The sequence below is a fragment of the Aeromonas sp. QDB54 genome, assembly GCF_027707385.1.
In the GTDB taxonomy this organism is placed as follows: domain Bacteria; phylum Pseudomonadota; class Gammaproteobacteria; order Enterobacterales; family Aeromonadaceae; genus Aeromonas; species Aeromonas hydrophila.
This window is the reverse complement of the sequence record NZ_JAPCIT010000005.1, coordinates 11476-26646: the sequence shown is the minus strand read 5'-3', so window position 1 is coordinate 26646 and position 15171 is coordinate 11476. Positions and strand designations below refer to the sequence as shown.

Annotated in this window: 14 protein-coding genes; 6 read left to right on the top strand and 8 right to left on the bottom strand. The window is 63.8% G+C overall.

What is annotated here, in order from left to right; translation table 11 throughout:
- Nucleotides 1-41: 41 nt before the first annotated feature.
- From PG881_RS06260 to PG881_RS06240, 5 genes are all read left to right on the top strand, one after another.
- The gene (locus tag PG881_RS06260; RefSeq protein WP_270798737.1) at nucleotides 42-1673 is read left to right on the top strand and encodes an ABC transporter substrate-binding protein; all 1632 of its coding nucleotides are present in this window, start codon (nucleotides 42-44) and stop codon (nucleotides 1671-1673) included.
- Nucleotides 1658-2662, top strand: coding sequence for an ABC transporter permease (locus PG881_RS06255; RefSeq protein WP_408770215.1), 1005 nt, complete (start codon nucleotides 1658-1660; stop codon nucleotides 2660-2662). The genes PG881_RS06260 and PG881_RS06255 overlap by 16 nt, the downstream gene beginning before the upstream one ends.
- A complete protein-coding gene (locus tag PG881_RS06250; RefSeq protein WP_024944964.1) occupies nucleotides 2652-3464 on the top strand; it encodes an ABC transporter permease in 813 nt (270 codons plus the stop codon). Before PG881_RS06255 ends, PG881_RS06250 begins: the two co-directional genes overlap by 11 nt.
- A 103-nt stretch (nucleotides 3465-3567) precedes the next feature.
- Nucleotides 3568-4356 carry an ATP-binding cassette domain-containing protein gene (locus tag PG881_RS06245; protein ID WP_270798730.1) on the top strand — a complete coding sequence of 263 codons (789 nt, stop codon included), beginning with the start codon at nucleotides 3568-3570 and terminating at the stop codon, nucleotides 4354-4356.
- Nucleotides 4356-4997 carry an ATP-binding cassette domain-containing protein gene (locus PG881_RS06240; protein WP_270798727.1) on the top strand — a complete coding sequence of 214 codons (642 nt, stop codon included), beginning with the start codon at nucleotides 4356-4358 and terminating at the stop codon, nucleotides 4995-4997. The genes PG881_RS06245 and PG881_RS06240 overlap by 1 nt, the downstream gene beginning before the upstream one ends.
- Before the next feature lie 331 nt (nucleotides 4998-5328).
- Here PG881_RS06240 and hypB read toward each other — a convergent pair whose 3' ends face one another.
- On the bottom strand, nucleotides 5329-6183 hold the full coding sequence (hypB, locus tag PG881_RS06235) for a hydrogenase nickel incorporation protein HypB (RefSeq protein ID WP_270798724.1): 855 nt from the start codon (nucleotides 6181-6183) through the stop codon (nucleotides 5329-5331).
- Here hypB and PG881_RS06230 point away from each other — a divergent pair.
- A complete protein-coding gene (locus tag PG881_RS06230; protein WP_270798722.1) occupies nucleotides 6070-6444 on the top strand; it encodes a hypothetical protein in 375 nt (124 codons plus the stop codon). The two genes, hypB and PG881_RS06230, sit on opposite strands and share 114 nt — an antisense overlap.
- On the opposite strand, the gene hypA is transcribed toward PG881_RS06230, so the two are convergent.
- The 7 genes from hypA to selA all read right to left on the bottom strand — a co-directional run bounded on the left by hypA (nucleotide 6422) and on the right by selA (nucleotide 15045).
- Nucleotides 6422-6763, bottom strand: a complete 342-nt coding sequence (gene hypA, locus PG881_RS06225; RefSeq protein WP_005333346.1) for a hydrogenase maturation nickel metallochaperone HypA — start codon at nucleotides 6761-6763, stop codon at nucleotides 6422-6424. The genes PG881_RS06230 and hypA overlap by 23 nt on opposite strands.
- A gap of 69 nt (nucleotides 6764-6832) precedes the next feature.
- Nucleotides 6833-7837, bottom strand: a complete 1005-nt coding sequence (gene hypE, locus PG881_RS06220) for a hydrogenase expression/formation protein HypE (protein ID WP_270798985.1) — start codon at nucleotides 7835-7837, stop codon at nucleotides 6833-6835.
- An 85-nt stretch (nucleotides 7838-7922) separates the two neighbouring features.
- A complete protein-coding gene (gene hypD / locus PG881_RS06215) occupies nucleotides 7923-9035 on the bottom strand; it encodes a hydrogenase formation protein HypD (protein ID WP_270798719.1) in 1113 nt (370 codons plus the stop codon).
- Nucleotides 9029-9280 carry a HypC/HybG/HupF family hydrogenase formation chaperone gene (locus tag PG881_RS06210; protein WP_124253047.1) on the bottom strand — a complete coding sequence of 84 codons (252 nt, stop codon included), beginning with the start codon at nucleotides 9278-9280 and terminating at the stop codon, nucleotides 9029-9031. The genes hypD and PG881_RS06210 overlap by 7 nt, the downstream gene beginning before the upstream one ends.
- Nucleotides 9281-9285: 5 nt before the next feature.
- Nucleotides 9286-11724 (bottom strand): carbamoyltransferase HypF, encoded by a 2439-nt coding sequence (gene hypF, locus PG881_RS06205; RefSeq protein ID WP_270798716.1) that lies wholly within the window; start codon nucleotides 11722-11724, stop codon nucleotides 9286-9288.
- Nucleotides 11721-13604, bottom strand: coding sequence for a selenocysteine-specific translation elongation factor (selB, locus tag PG881_RS06200; protein ID WP_270798713.1), 1884 nt, complete (start codon nucleotides 13602-13604; stop codon nucleotides 11721-11723). The genes hypF and selB overlap by 4 nt, the downstream gene beginning before the upstream one ends.
- 4 nt (nucleotides 13605-13608) lie before the next feature.
- The gene (gene selA / locus PG881_RS06195; RefSeq protein ID WP_270798711.1) at nucleotides 13609-15045 is read right to left on the bottom strand and encodes an L-seryl-tRNA(Sec) selenium transferase; all 1437 of its coding nucleotides are present in this window, start codon (nucleotides 15043-15045) and stop codon (nucleotides 13609-13611) included.
- Nucleotides 15046-15171 lie beyond the last annotated feature (126 nt).

Here is a 15171-nt window from a genome sequence, read left to right as displayed (position 1 = left end):
TGTTTTTTGGGTAGTGAGTGGTAAAACGAACAAGGGATCTTATGACCATTCAATGCTTTGGCTGCCACTCAGGCAGCAACGCCGGCCACCGTAAAGGCCTCTCTGTCACGGCGGCCGCCTTGCTGGCCCTGCTCTCGGGCGGTTTCTCTTCCATGGCGCTGGCGGCCCGGCCCGTCCCCGTCGAACTCAAGCTCGCCATCGGCAGTGAGCCCACCGAAGGGTTCGACCCGTTGCTTGGCTGGAGCCACGGCAGCTACCTGTTGCTGCACAGCCCGCTGCTCAAGCAAAACGCCGATCTCAGCTGGCAAAACGTGCTTACCCAATCGGTGACCCCGAACCAGGATGGCAAGGGATGGATCATTACCCTCAAGCCGGATCTGACATTCTCCAACGGCGCGCCGCTCACCGCCGAAGACGTGGCCTTTACCTACAACAGCGCAGCCCAGGGTGGCGGCAAGATCGACATGGGCAACTTTGTCTCGGCCAAGGTGCTCTCGCCTACCGAGGTTGCCATATCTTTAAGCGCCCCCCAGAGCACCTTCGTCAACGTGCTGGGATCGCTCGGGATAGTGTCGAAGCGGGATTACGATCCCAAGCGTTACGCCCGCCATCCGGTCGGCGCCGGCCCTTACCGGCTGGTGAGCTTCCTGCCCGGCCAGCAGCTGGTGGTAGAGGCTAACCCCCATTACGCCGGCGGCAGCAATGACTTCAAGCGGCTGGTGTTTGTCTTTATCGATGAAGAGAGCGCCTACGCCGCCGCCCAGAGCAGCCAGCTCGACCTGGTGCGCATCGCTCCGTCGCTGGCGCCCACAGTCCCTGCCTCTCTCAAGCTGTGGGTGCGGCCAAGCGTGGAGAACCGCGGCATCGTCTTCCCCATTCCGCCGGCGGGCGGCAAAGATGCCAAGGGTTATCCCATCGGCAACGACGTGACCTCGGACGTAGCGGTGCGCCGCGCCATCAACTACGCCATCGACCGCCAGCTGCTGGCCGATCAGCTGCTGGAAGGGCACGCCATCCCCGCTTACAGCGCGGTAGAAGGCTTGCCCTGGCTAAACAAGGCCACCGCTTTCAAGGATGGGGATGCCGCCCACGCCAACGCCCTGCTCGACGAGGCGGGCTGGAAGATGGGCAGTGACGGCATTCGCCACAAGGGCGACCTGCGCGCCGCCTTTACCCTCTGGTACACCAGCGGTGACAGCACCCGCCGGGATCTGGCGGAAGCGGTGCGGGCCATGCTCAAACCCATCGGGCTCGAGGTGAGCCTCAAGTCCGGCAGCTGGGAGCAGGTGGAGCGCGAGATGCACGCCAACCCGGTGCTGATGGGGTGGGGGAGTCTGGATCCCATGGAGCTCTACCACCACTACCAGAGCGGTTCCGCCGGCGTGGAGTTCTACAACCCGGGCTATTACCAGAACCCGGTGGTGGATGGCCACCTCAAGCAGGCGCTGGATGCCCCCGACTGGCAGGCGGCCGTGCCGTTCTGGCAGCAGGTGGAGTGGGATGGCAAGCGTGGCGCCGGAGTGCAGGGGGATGCGGCCTGGGCCTGGCTGCTCAACGTGCAGCACACTTATCTCGCCAACCGCTGCATCGACCTTGGCAAGGGGGCGCCGGAGATCCACGGTAGCTGGTCACTGCTCAATAACCTGCAGGATTGGCGGTGGACGTGCCGCTAAGTTCGTCCACCATGATGACTGCCACTCTGAAAGCCCTGCTGCGTCTGGCAGGGCTGCTCTGTCTGGTCTCTGTTGCCACCTTCGTGCTGCTGAGCTACTCCCCCATCGACCCCATCAAGGCCTATATCGGCAACGATCTGCTCCATGTACCGCCTGAGCAGTACGCCCGCATCGCCGCCCGCTGGGGGCTGGATCAGCCGCTCTGGCTGCGCTACTGGCACTGGTTTAGCCAGGTGCTGCGGGGGGATCTCGGCTACTCCATGCTCTACAACGCGCCTGTGGGTGAGGTGATTGGCCAGCGCTTTGCCGCCTCTTTCCTGCTGTTGGCGGGCGCCTGGCTGCTCTCCGGCTGTTTTGGCATCCTGCTTGGGCTCTGCGCCGGTCGCTATCTCAACCGCTGGCCCGATCGCCTGATTTGCCGCTTTGCCTACCTGCTCGCCTCCTTGCCCACCTTCTGGGTGGGCCTGTTGCTGCTGGCGCTGTTTGCGGTGCACTGGCCGCTGCTGCCGGTCTGCTGCGCCTGGACGCCGGGACTGGCTGCCGATGAGGCGGATTGGGCCATGCGGTTGCGTCATCTGCTGCTGCCGGTCACAACCCTGGCCCTGCTGGGGCTTGGCAACATCGCGCTGCATACCCGGGAGCGGGTGGCCGAGGTGCTGGCGAGCGATTTTATTCGCTATGCCCGTGCTCAGGGGGATGGCGGCTGGCCCATGCTGCGCTTTCATGTGCTGCGCCACGCCCTGACCCCGGCGCTCTGCCTGCAGTTTGCCTCCCTCGGTGAGTTGATTGGCGGATCGCTCTTGGCGGAGAAGATCTTCTCCTATCCGGGTCTTGGCCAGGCCACCGTGGATGCGGGGCTGCGGGGGGATATTCCCCTGCTGATGGGCATAGTGCTCTTCTGCACCCTGCTGGTCTTTTTGGGCAACACGGCGGCGCGGGTGCTGCTGGCCCGTATCAACCGGGGCTGGGAGGGTGTGCATGCTGTTTAACCCGCTCCCCTCCTTGCTGCGTCTGGGCTTTGCGCTGATCTGTCTGTTGCTGCTGGCCAGCTATGGCTGGAGCCTCTCTCATCAGGATGTGCCGATGGATCTGCTGGCTCGCCAGCAGCCCCCCTCGCTGGTTCACTGGTTCGGCACCGATCAGATGGGGCGGGATCTCTGGCTGCGGGCCTTTCAGGGTACTCTCACCAGTCTGGAGCTGGGCATCAGCACGGCTCTCTGCAGCGGCCTGCTGGCCATGGTGGCGGCGAGCCTCTCGCTGGTTCATCCCAGGTGCGATGCGGCGGTGCGGCTGGTGATCGATGCCATGCTGGCGCTGCCCCATATGCTGCTGTTGATCCTGATCTGCTTTACCGCAGGGGGCGGCATGCGCGGGGTGATCCTGGCGGTGGCGCTGACCCACTGGCCCAAGCTGGCGCTCATTCTCTGCGCCGAGGCGCGGCGGATCGCCAGCAGCGACTATGTGGTGCTGGCGCGCTGTCAGGGGATGGGGGCGCTGCGTCGCTGGCGCACCCACTTGCTGCCGGGGCTGTTGCCCCAGTGGTTTATCGGCACTTTGCTGATGTTTCCCCACGCGGTGCTGCACAGCGCGGCGCTGAGCTTCCTCGGCTTTGGTCTGGCGGCCCACGAGGCTTCGTTGGGGCTGCTGCTGGCCGATGCCCTGCGCTATCTGGCCGGTGGCGGCTGGTGGCTGGCCCTCTTCCCCGGGCTGATGCTGCTGACCTTGGTTTTATTGTTTGATCAGGCTACTCGCGCCCTGCAACAACTCTGGTTTGGGGGAGAACCATGCTGAGTTTTGAAAGCGCCATCTGGCGTCAGCACAGTCTGGCTGGCGCCGCTGTTCGATCTGATTACTCGCGGACCCTGCAACAATTGCTGTGGCACAGGAGTGAACCATGCTGAGTTTTGACCAGGTGACCATAGAGGCGGCCCACTACTCCTGGCTGGGGCGGTGCAGCTGGCGACCGCTGTTGACCGATATCAGACTGCAACTGGCGCCCGGCGAAATCGTGGCGCTGGTGGGAGGGAGTGGCGAGGGCAAGAGCCTGCTGCTGCAAAGCGCCCTGACCCTGCTGCCGGACAACCTGCGCATGCGCGGCACCATCTCCCTCGATGGCGTGCCCCTGTGCGACACCAGCCGTGCCGGACTGCGCGGCCACACCCTCTGCTATGTGCCGCAGGGGGTGAGCGCCCTCAATCCGCTGCTGACGGTGGAGCGCCAGCTGGGCCGGGCGGCGCGTCTGTGCGGTCAGAGCGGTTCCCGCGAGCGGCTCGGCCAGCAGCTGCTGCGCTACCAGCTGCCCGCCACCACGCTGGACAGCTATCCGCGCCAGCTCTCCGGCGGCATGGCCAAGCGCATTCTGGCCTGCACCGCGGCACTTGGTGGTGCCCGCTACATTCTGGCGGACGAGATCACCGCCTGGCTCGACGAGGGGCTGGCCTGCCAGCTGCTCAGCCAGTTGCGTGAATTGGCCAATCAGGGCAGCGGCATCCTCTGGGTCACCCATGATCTGGCGCTGGCGGCCCGTTTTGCCGATCGCATCGTCGCGCTGCATCAGGGCCAGGTGAGCGACACCCTGAGCTGTCACCATCTGCGCCAGGGGCAGGGGAGCGAGATGCTCAGAGCCCACTGGCAGGCGCTACCGGAGTTCAATGCGCTCTTCTCCGTGCCGGAGGTTTCCTGATGTTGGAAGTACGAAATCTCACCATCAATCAGGGGGAACGCCCCCTCTGGCAGGGGTTATCGCTGACGGTGAAAGCGGGGGAGCGGCTCGGCATCTCTGCGCCTAGCGGTCATGGCAAGACCACCCTGGGGCGGGTATTGGCCGGTTGGCAACCGGTTGGGGCCGGCGGGCAGATCCTGCTGGATGGGCAGCCGGTGCCTGAACAGGTAAAAGGTTATAACCCCATCCAGCTGGTGCCCCAGCACCCGGAGCTCACCTTCAATCCCTATCGCACCACTGGCCAGGCGCTGTGGGATGTATGGCGCCCCGATAAGGCCATGCTGGCCCGCTTTATGGTCAAGCCTGCGTGGCTCAGTCGTAAACCCGGTCAGCTCTCCGGCGGCGAGCTGGCCCGCATCGCGCTGCTGCGCGCCCTCGATCCCCGCACCCGGTTGCTGATTGCCGATGAGGTGACCGCCCAGCTGGATCCGCAAATCCAGCGTCAACTCTGGCGGGAGTTGATGGTTGAGTGCGAGCAGCGCGGCCTCGCCATGCTTGTATTCAGTCACCAGCAGGCACTGCTGCGCCAAATCTGCCATCGGGTGCTGCGCTTTGGTGAGGCGCCTGCTGAGGCGGAGTCTATGGCCCGCAGCGTGGCCTGAAGATTGGCTTCCCCCTCATCCCCAGCCCTTATCCCGCAAGGGGAGAAGGGAGCAGAAGGTGCCATTTCGCCAGGCTCGGGGTTTGGGAAACTGGGCGGGTTGTTATGCTGGCTGGCCCTCTCAGGGGGCGAATATTTCGAGCATATTGCCAGCATCCATGAACAGGTTCCCTCTCCTTGGGGAGAGGGCCAGGGTGAGGGGACGCGAGTGTGAGAGGCTGGCCATTTGGTGCAGATAGAACGGCTGGCAAGGTTCGCAGATAAAAGAGAGGGAGGCATCAGCCTCCCTCTCTTTTATCTGCCGTTGGTAACGGCATTTAACCGGTTCTGGTTCAGGCCGTAGCCAGCCAGTTGAGCCAGGCATCCATCCCTTCGCCGGTGGTGGCGCTGACCTGGATCACCTGGATATAGGGGTTGACCCGTTTGGCGTTCTCGATGCAGCGGGCCACGTCAAAGCTGACATAGGGCAGCAGATCGATCTTGTTGATCACCATCAGCTGGGCGGCGGCAAACATGTCCGGGTATTTCAGCGGCTTCTCTTCCCCCTCGGTGACGGAGAGGATCGCCACCTTGTACTTCTCGCCGAGATCGAAGCTGGCGGGGCAGACCAGATTGCCGACGTTCTCGATAAAGAGGATGCCCCCTTCATTGGCGGGCAGCTGGTGGCAGGCGTCGTGGACCATCTTGGCGTCCAGATGGCAGCCCTTGCCGGTGTTGATCTGCACGGCAGGGACGCCGGTGGCGCGAATGCGATCCGCATCGGCGCTGGTCTGCTGATCCCCTTCGATTACCGCGCAGGGGCGCTTGTCGGCCAGCTGGCGCAGGGTTTCGCACAGCAGGGTGGTCTTGCCTGAACCCGGGCTCGACACCAGATTGAGTACCAGTTGGGCCGCCTCGTCGAAGTGTTCGCGGTTGTGGGCGGCCAAGGCGTTGTTTTTGGCGAGCACGTCCATCTCGATGGCGATCAGCTGGCGCTGTCCCATGCCGGGGACCGACAACCCCGCTTCCCCTTTGCCGTAGTGCAGATCACCCTGCTGATGGTCATGGTCATGGTCATGGTCATGGCTGTGCTCATGGGGATGCGCGTGGGAATGGCCGTGATCATGATGGTGGTTATGTTCATGATGATGGTTGTGGGGGTGATCTTGGTGGTGATCGTGTGGGTGATCATGCCCCTCATGGCTCATGGGAGCCCGCACCCCGTGGTAGTGGTGATGGACATCCCCCTGATTGTGGTAGTGGTGGTGAATGATCAGGGTGCGCGGTGCGCTCTGCTCGTGGTCATGATGGTGATGGGCGTCATGAGCATGATGATGGTCGTGCTCATGACCATGTTGATGGTGATGTTCATGTTCGTGATGATGCTCATGATCGTGCTCATGGCCGGCGATCCGCGCCTGGCCGCATCCGCATACGCTACACATATCAACTTACCTCGATGTCGGTGATGCGCAGGCTATCACCCTGCGCGACTCGTAATTTGTACCCGCCACACTCGGGGCAGGCTTGCCCGCGCTCGGTGAGGGTGACCGTCTTGTTGCAGTCGTAACACCAGGCTTCTGCCGCCTGGTGCTGAAAGTGCAGCTGGGCGCCTTCGACGGCGGTGCCCTTGGCTGCCGCCTCGAAACAGAAGGCAATGGTGTCCGGGTCGACGCAGGAGAAGCTGCCGACCTCGAGCCAGAGGGCGGTCACCTTGGTAAAGCCCCGCTGGGTGGCCTGCTCGGCCGCCAGATCGATGGCTGCCATGGCCAGAGACATTTCGTGCATGGTGGCTCCTTAACCGTTATGGGGAGAAGCAGTGACTCCTCCCTGTAATTGACCGAACGGCATGGTTGCTCAACAGATCCGCGGCAGCAGCTCCCCTTGCGGCAGCTCCAGATAACGGCGGCTGCCCCAGGGGTTATTGAGGATCACCTTGTGGCGCTCGCTTGCCTGCACCACGCCGATCTGGCTGGCAGCGGGGTTGAATTGCCGCAAGATACCCAGCGCGTCCTGCGCCTGTTCGGCAGGCAGGGCCAGCACCATGGTCCCCTCGTTGGCGAGATCATGGGGCTCGAAACCGTAGAGCTCGCACAGGCCGCGCACCGGATCGCAGACCGGAATGGCGGACTCCTCCAGCTCGATGGCAACGCCGGAGGCGCTGCTCCACTCGTTGAGCACGGCGGCAAGGCCACCGCGGGTGGCGTCGCGCAGGGCGTGAGGGGTAATCCCCGCTTTTAGCAGCGCTTCTACCTGCGGCCAGAGGGTGGTGCAGTCGCTCTTGAGATCAGATCCCAGTTGCAGGGCGTCGCGGGCCATCAGGATGCAGGCGCCGTGGCTGCCGATATCCCGCGACACCAGAATGGCGTCACCAGCCTTGAGGTTGCGCACCGAGATGCCCCGGCTCTGTTCGGGCAGCGGGAAAGTGCCGACCCCGCTGGTGTTGATAAAGATCTTGTCGGCCGCCCCCTTGGGCACCACCTTGGTGTCGCCGCAGACGATACGGGCACCGCTGTTGGCAAGTTCAGCCGCCATCGACTCGACGATGCGGGCAAGATCGGCGTAGGGGAACCCCTCCTCGATGATAAAGCTGCAGCTCAGATACTCGGGCTTGGCCCCCATCATGGCGAGATCATTGACCGTGCCGGCGATGGCCAGCTTGCCGATATCGCCCCCCTCGAAGAACAGCGGCGAGACGGTAAAACTGTCGGTAGTGAAGGCGACGGGGCCGCTGACCGGCAGCAGGGCTGCATCTTCACCGCGCAGCAGGATCTCGTTGCCAAAGTGGCGAAAGAAGAGCTGGTTGATCAGCTGATTCATCTCGACGCCGCCGCCGCCGTGGCTTAACTGGATTTCTCTCATCACGATTGGATCTCCACAAGGTTGCCGAAGCAGACAGATTCATCTCCACTCATTACCCGACCACCGTGGCTTGACTGAATTTCTCTCATTGGATCCCCATATATCGGTAGTAGGCATTGCAGGCCCCTTCGGAGCTGACCATGCAGCTGCCCATGGGCTGGGTCGGGGTGCAGCCCCGGCCAAAGACTTTGCACTGGTTCGGTTTGGCCAAGCCGCGCAGGATATCGGCGCACTGGCACGCCTTATGGTCATCGATGGGAGTCTGATTGAGTGCAAAGTGACGCTCCGCATCGCGCTTGGCGAAGGCATCGCGCAGGCGCAGGGCTGAGGCGTTGATATCCCCCAGACCTCGCCAGCGAAAGTGCTCGCGGGTCTCGAAAAAGCGCTCGACCAGCCGCTGGGCGGCTTTATTGCCGCTGGCAGTGACGGCGCGGCTGTACTGCACCTCCAGGGCGTAGCGACCCTCCACTTTCTGGCGCACCATCATCAGCAGTGCCTCCATCACGTCCACCGGCTCGAAGCCGCTCACCACCACCGGCACCTGATAGCGATCGACGATGGGCAGGTAGATATCGGCGCCGGTGATGACGCTGACGTGAGAGGGGCCGATGAAGGCATTCACCTTGGCCACCCCGTCGGCCATCACCGCATGAATGGCGGGCGGCACCAGCACATGGTTGATATGAAACAGCAGGTTCTTGACCCCTTGATCTTCAGCGGCAGCCAGCAGCGCCGCGGTCATGGGGGTGGAGGTCTCGAAACCGATGGCGAAGAAGACCACGGTTTTGTCCGGGTTCTCACGGGCGATGCGCAGGGCATCGAGGGGGTCATAGACCGGGCGGATATCGCTCCCCTTGGCCCGCTGCTGGGCCAGCGTGCCCTTGGAGCCTGGCACCCGGATCATGTCCCCCAAGGTGACCAGAATGACGCTGGGCTGGCTAGCCAGCTCGATGGCCTGATCGATGCGCTCTTTGGGCATGATGCAGACCGGGCAGCCGGGGCCGTGGACAAACTCGATGCTGGCCGGCAGCAGCTGGTGCAGGCCGTACTTCATGATGGTGTGGGTATGGCCGCCGCACACCTCCATCACCCGCAGCGGTTCGGGCAGATCTTTGGCCAGTTCAGTGATCTGGGCGGCGAGGGCGCGGATCACCTCGGGCTGACGAAAGCCCTGAAACAGGTCATTCAAGGTCAGCATGGCAAAATATCCTGCTCTGGCATCAGGGCCACCATCTGGCGGAAGCTCTCGAGGCTGGCCTGCGCCTCCTCTTGGTCAATCTTGCTCATCACAAAGCCGATATGGAGCAGCACATAGTCGCCTACCTGGAGAGGCTCTTCGAGCAGCATGCAGCTGACGCGTCGCTGCACCCCCAGGGTGTCGACGGTGACGCAGTTATCTTCGGGGTGCAGCTGCACCACCTGAGAGGGGATGGATAGACACATGGATTTCAGGACTCCGACAAGGTGGCACAACCGGTGGTGACAGGCTGATGCGTGGCAAGATGGTGGATGGCAAACCAGAGCTGACCGGCGGCGATGCCACCGTCATTGAGCGGCAGGGTTTCGCTGGTCAATACCTGCCGGCCGGCTGCTTCGAGAGCGGGCACCAGCTGGTCCATCAGCACCCGGTTTTGAAAGACGCCGCCCCCGAGTACCACCGGATAGCCGGGGAAGCGTTCGGCCAGGGCAACCACCAGATTGGTTATGGCGCGGATAAAACCGGCGGCCAGGCTGGCGGTGGCGGTGCCTTTGCGCCGCTCGCTGACAAGGGTATTGATGAGCTCGGCCCACTCGATCTGCAGCGGCCCTTCCGCTGATTGGCTGAGATCAAAGGCGAGGGGGAAGGGCTGTTCATCGGGGGCCAGCTGCAAGGCAGCCGCCTCCAGCAATAGCCCCGCTTCGCCCTCGTAATCGGGGGTGTCGATCACTCCCAACAGCGCCGCCACCGCATCGAACAGCCGACCGATGGAGCTGGTGTAGGGGGCGTTGCGACCGAGATGCCAGAGCTGGTGCAGGTTGCGGATCCGCTTAAGGGGCAGTTGCTTGATCAACGGAATATCGAGGGCACTGATCTGCTCAGGGCTGTGCGATTCAAACAGCAGCCCCAGCAGCTGGCGCACTGGCTCGCGGATGGCCGCTTCGCCGCCGATCAGCTTGAAGGGGGCAAGGTGGGCAACACGCTCGAAGCCCTTCACATCGGCCAGCAGCAGCTCGCCGCCCCAGAGGGTGCCGTCATTGCCAAGGCCGGTGCCATCGAAGGCAACCCCCAGCACCGGGCCCGTGATGTCGTGCTCGGCCATCACCCCCAGCAGGTGGGCGTGATGGTGCTGCACCTCGAGGTGGGTCGCACCCTGATCGCGGCAATAGCCTTTGGCCCACTGGTGGCTGAGGTAGCCGGGATGGCAGTCCGAGACCAGCAGCTCGGGCTTGAGATCGTAGAGATCGCGAAAGGTGGCCAGGGTCTGCTCGAAGTGGCTCTGCATCGGCAGGCTGTGCAGATCGCCGATATAGGGGCTGTAGATGCGCTGGCGGCCGAAGGCGAGCGCCAGCTGGTTCTTCTGCTGGGCTCCGACCGCCAGCAGCGGCACCTTGACCGCCTCTTGCAGGCTGGGGGTGCAGGGGGCATAGCCCCGGGCTAGCCGCAACGTCTGGCGTCGCCCACCGGCCCACTGCACCAGACTGTCGTCGCAGGGGTGCAGGATGGGGCGGTTGTGATCCAGGATGCCGTCAATCTCGCCCCCGAGTTCCCTGACCACCGCCTCGTACTCGATAAGGATCGGGCTGCCGCGACCATTGGCACTGGTGGCCACCAGCGGCATGGCGCAGGCATCCAGCAACAACTGGTGCAGCGGGGTATAGGGGAGCATGACGCCGAGGTAGGGGATGCCGGGTGCGATCCCCTCGGCCAGCGGGGCCGCTGGTTGTTGCGATTCTGAGAGCCGATCATCGTTTTTGCGCTTGCGCAGCAAGGTGATGGGTCTGGCCTGAGAGGCGAGCAGTTGCCACTCTTCTTCGCTGCCGGTGACATGCAGTTTGGCCTCGGCAAGGGAGCCCATCATCACCGCCAGCGGCTTGCGCGCGCGCCGTTTGAGCGTTCGCAATCTGGCGACACTCTGTTCATTGCGGGCATCGCATATCAGGTGATACCCCCCCATCCCCTTGACCGCAATCAGGGCTCCCGCTTGCAGGGCGCGGGCGGCTTCGAGCAGGGCATCCTCGCGCTCGGCCAGCACATCGCCGCGGCCGCTGCGCCAGGTCAGATGCGGCCCGCACTCGGGGCAGCTCACCGGCTGGGCGTGGTAGCGTCTGTCCAGCGGGTCTTCATAGGCCGCCGCACAGCGCGGACACATGGCAAAACCGGCCATGGCGGTGTGGAGCCGATCGTAGGGGAGGCGGCGAATGATGGTGTAGCGCGGGCCACAGTGGGTACAGTTGGTAAAGGGGTAGTGATGGTGGCGATCCGCAGGGTTGGCCACATCGTTGGCGCACGCCTCGCACATTCCCTGATCCGGCGAGATGGCGACCGTGGCGGCGCTCTGCTGCTGGCTGGCTTTAATTCGAAACTGGCCATGAAATTGGCCATCGAAGTCGGGATCATGAGCGAGGGGCAGTTCCCGCTCGCTGAAATGATCGATGCGGCTCAGCGGCGGCGCCAGTTCCCGCAGTTCGCGGGCAAAGCTGGCGAGCTGCTCGGGGGAGCCTTCGGCACCTATGGTGACGCCGTTGGCATCGTTCAACACATAGCCGGCAAGGCCGTGGCGCAGCGCCAACCCATAGACGAAGGGGCGAAAGCCGACCCCCTGCACGATACCGTCGATATGAAATTCGCGGCGCAGCCGGCTGGCCACAGGATTGGAAGAGCTAGAGGGGGCGATGGTGGCGCTCATGCCGGCTCCATCTCATCTTGAGTGGCTGGCAAACGCAGCACCCGGCGCTCGTTCTCCTCGCGCCGCACCCAGCCATCCATCTCCATGCGCAGGCAGAACGGAATGGCGTATTTACGCGACAAACCGGTGATCTCCTTGAAGGATGCCATGTCGATCAGATCTCCCACCTGCTGGCCCGCCAGCACGGCGGCAACCATCTGGTTGTAAAGGGCGGCGTCGTAGTAGATGGGGCCATCGAGCTGCACCAGATACTTGAGTCGCGCCAGGTTGCGCAGCTGCTTTTGCAACGTGCCTTTCTGCAGCAGGTCTTGCTGCAGGGCTGCGGGCAGCTTGCGGGTGATAAACGGATCCAGCTCCACGCCGCCGGGACCCAGTTTACCGGGCTCGTAACCCTCCTTGCCTTGATCTCGCACCACCTTGAGCACCAGTTGCGCCTCTTCCCCCAGATCATCTTCCGACTCGCCGCTGCCCGGCTGCCACTTGTCATGGTGCAGGCGAACAAGCTGCTCGCGCTTGAGCTGCTGGAGCAGGGCCTGAGTGACCGGCAGGGCGATGCCAAAGCGGGTCGTGAGCTCCGCAGCGCTCAGCGGTTCGCTGGCCAGGGTGGCGAGCAGCTGGTCGCGACTTTGGGCCAGCCAGCAGCTATCCAGCAGCCAGTCACCGAGGGGGGTGACCTGCTCTGGCCGCTGGTCAAAGCGGCTGGCCAGCACATAGCCGTTGAGTCCCAGCTGCAGGGCGGCCGGGTTGTAGTGTTCCAGCAGATCCGGCAGCTCGCCCAGCAGGGCGTGCAGCGTTTTGCGCCTGGCGGGGTGGATGTCGCCGCACCAGACGATACGGGCGCCGTGCAGCAGTTCGCTGCTGCCGTGGCGAATGATGGCAAGCGGCTGGCCAAAGAAGCAGGGAATGGGGCTGGCAAAGATCAGCCGCGCCAGCCGGGTGTCCTTGATGGGTACAAAACGGGCGCGGCCATGCCAGCTGCCGAGGGCCACTTCCACTTCGCGGTTGCGCTGCTCCCGGATGCTGCCGCCGACCTCGCAGAGCCGCACGATAAGGTGGGTTGCCGCCTCGCACTGGCCAGCGGCGCTGGTAAGGCAGTGACCGCGGGCTACCTCCTTGTGGGGTACTTTTTTAAGGCCCACTGCCACCCGGCAGACGGCGCCGATCTCGTCGACGCTCTGGTGATAGGCCTGCAGGGAGCGCACCTGCACTTCCCGATCGGCGGGGTAGAGGCGCAGCTTGTCCCCCACCTTGAGGCTGCCCTGCTGCAGGGTGCCGGTGAGCACGGTACCGGTGCCATTGGCGGTAAAGACCCGGTCTACATACAGTCGCGGGGCGACCTGTTCGCGGGGGACATGATGCTCGGCCATGTCCCCCAACTGGCGCACGATGGCGGTGTGCAGGGCGGCCATGTTCTCGCCGGTTTTGGCGCTGACGCTGACGATATCGGGCACCATGCCGCTCTCGTCCATCACCCGCTCCAGCAGGCTCTCTTCAAGCAGTAAAAGCTCGTCGGGGGAGACCAGATCGCACTTGTTGATGCAGACCAAGAGGCGTGGCACCCCCATCGCCTTGAGCAGGCGCAGGTGATCGCCGGTCATCGGCATCCACCCCTCGTCGGCGGCAATCACCAGCAGCACCAGATCCAGACTCCAGAGCCCCGCCACCATGTTGCGGATATAGCGCTCGTGACCGGGCACATCGATGACGCCTATGGTGTTGCCCTGACCGTCGTCGAAGTGGGCAAAGCCGAGATCCTGGGTCATGCCGATGGCCTGCTCGTGGGCACGGGCCGTAGTGATGCCGGTGAGGGCCTTGATCAGCAGGGTCTTGCCGTGATCTACGTGGCCGGCAAGACCGATAACGGCGCGATAGGGGGTCATGGGATCAGGGCTCCTCGGTCGCATTTGTTGCATTGAACGGGGCGGGCAGCCGCAATTCCCTGAGTTGGGCGATCAGCAGTTCCATCTCCGCCGGCAGCAGGGTGGCCATATTGAGCAGCACCTTCTGCTGGCGCACGGTGGCGATGACCGGCACCGGCAGTTCGCGCAGAGCGTCGAGCAGCTGCTGGGCCGGACGCGGGTCGGTGCACTCCAGCGCAGGGGCCGGATAGAACTCGTCCGGCAAGGTGCCGCCGCCCACCACCAGTTGGGCGGGAACCGGCACAAAGCAGCCGGGAAGGGCGGCCATCAGCTGGTCTGCTCTCGCCTGCATGGCGGCCGGGTTGCTTAAGACTTGCTGGGCGATGCCCTCGCCGACGGGAGATTTGTTGAGCTTGTGGATGAGCAGCCGTTCGAGCAGGGAGTAGACGATGCGGCTCGGGCGGAAGGTGCGCATCATGGGGTGTTTTTCCAGCCGCTTGATAAGGTCGCTGCGGCCGCTGATGATGCCCGATTGCGGGCCCCCCAAGAGCTTGTCGCCTGAGTAGCAGACCAGATCCGCCCCTGCCTTGATGTACTGGCGCACCGAGGTTTCATCCGGCGCAAACTCCTCGGTGGTCAAGCCGGAGCCCTGATCCACCGCCAGCACCACGTGCTCGGGCAGGGCGCGGGCCACCTCGCCGATATCGGGGGATTCGGTAAAGCCGCGAATGGCGAAATTGGATCTGTGAACCATCAGCACCAAGGCGGTCTGCTCTGTGATGGCATCCAGGTAATCCTTGGCGGTGGTGATATTGGTGGTGCCCACCTCCACCAGCTTGGCGCCGGAGAGGGCCAGAATGTCGGGAATGCGAAAGCCGCCGCCAATCTGGATCTGCTCGCCGCGCGAGACGATCACCTCGCGCCCCTTGGCCACCTCCTGCAGCAGCAAAAAGAGCGAGGCTGCGTTGTTGTTCACCACCAGCGAATCTTCGGCCTGGGTGAGGCAACGGAGCAGGGGGGCGATCAGCCCCTTGCGCCCACCGCGCTTGCCGGTGGCGAGATCCAGCTCCAGATTGTTGTAGCCGGTGTTGAGGTCACGCACCTCGTCCCACAGATCGGCACTTAACGGCGAGCGCCCCAGATTGGTGTGCACCAGGGTGCCGGTGGCGTTGATCACCCGGGTCTGACGCTGGCGCAACTGCTGCTGGCAGCGCTTGGCAATCAGCGCCTCGATGTGCTCGGGGGCAACCCCATGCTGGCGAAACGCCTCGCTCTGGCGCAGTTCACTCAGAGTGTCGCGCACCGCCTGGGTCACCAGCGGGCGGCTCAGTTCATCAATAAAACCGGCGAGAAAGGGTTGCTGCAGCAGCTGTTCCACTTGTGGCAAGCGACGCTGATTTGCTGGAGTCGCGGCATAAGAGGCGCTGGGGGCGAGGGAGGATACGTCAGACGGAGTTGGCATGGGATGACCCGGGCTGTGCGTGGGAGTGACATGCACGCCGCCTTGCCGGGGGAAGGCCGCTGCGACGCTGCTTATTTGCTGCTTTTCGCCATTCATGAATTAATAAAAAAGGCGAATTGATAAATT

Excerpts from the sequence above, each read along its gene's own strand:
- PG881_RS06245 (WP_270798730.1), top strand. The coding sequence starts at position 3,568 with ATGCTGAGTTTTGACCAGGTGACCATAGAGGCGGCCCACTACTCCTGG.
- PG881_RS06230 (WP_270798722.1), top strand. The coding sequence starts at position 6,070 with ATGGGGATGCGCGTGGGAATGGCCGTGATCATGATGGTGGTTATGTTC.
- PG881_RS06210 (WP_124253047.1), bottom strand. The coding sequence starts at position 9,280 with ATGTGTCTATCCATCCCCTCTCAGGTGGTGCAGCTGCACCCCGAAGAT.
- selA (WP_270798711.1), bottom strand. The coding sequence starts at position 15,045 with ATGCCAACTCCGTCTGACGTATCCTCCCTCGCCCCCAGCGCCTCTTAT.
- PG881_RS06260 (WP_270798737.1), top strand. The coding sequence starts at position 42 with ATGACCATTCAATGCTTTGGCTGCCACTCAGGCAGCAACGCCGGCCAC.
- hypD (WP_270798719.1), bottom strand. The coding sequence starts at position 9,035 with ATGCTGACCTTGAATGACCTGTTTCAGGGCTTTCGTCAGCCCGAGGTG.
- selB (WP_270798713.1), bottom strand. The coding sequence starts at position 13,604 with ATGACCCCCTATCGCGCCGTTATCGGTCTTGCCGGCCACGTAGATCAC.
- hypF (WP_270798716.1), bottom strand. The coding sequence starts at position 11,724 with ATGAGCGCCACCATCGCCCCCTCTAGCTCTTCCAATCCTGTGGCCAGC.
- hypE (WP_270798985.1), bottom strand. The coding sequence starts at position 7,837 with ATGAGAGAAATCCAGTTAAGCCACGGCGGCGGCGGCGTCGAGATGAAT.
- hypA (WP_005333346.1), bottom strand. The coding sequence starts at position 6,763 with ATGCACGAAATGTCTCTGGCCATGGCAGCCATCGATCTGGCGGCCGAG.
- PG881_RS06250 (WP_024944964.1), top strand. The coding sequence starts at position 2,652 with ATGCTGTTTAACCCGCTCCCCTCCTTGCTGCGTCTGGGCTTTGCGCTG.
- hypB (WP_270798724.1), bottom strand. The coding sequence starts at position 6,183 with ATGAGCCATGAGGGGCATGATCACCCACACGATCACCACCAAGATCAC.
- PG881_RS06240 (WP_270798727.1), top strand. The coding sequence starts at position 4,356 with ATGTTGGAAGTACGAAATCTCACCATCAATCAGGGGGAACGCCCCCTC.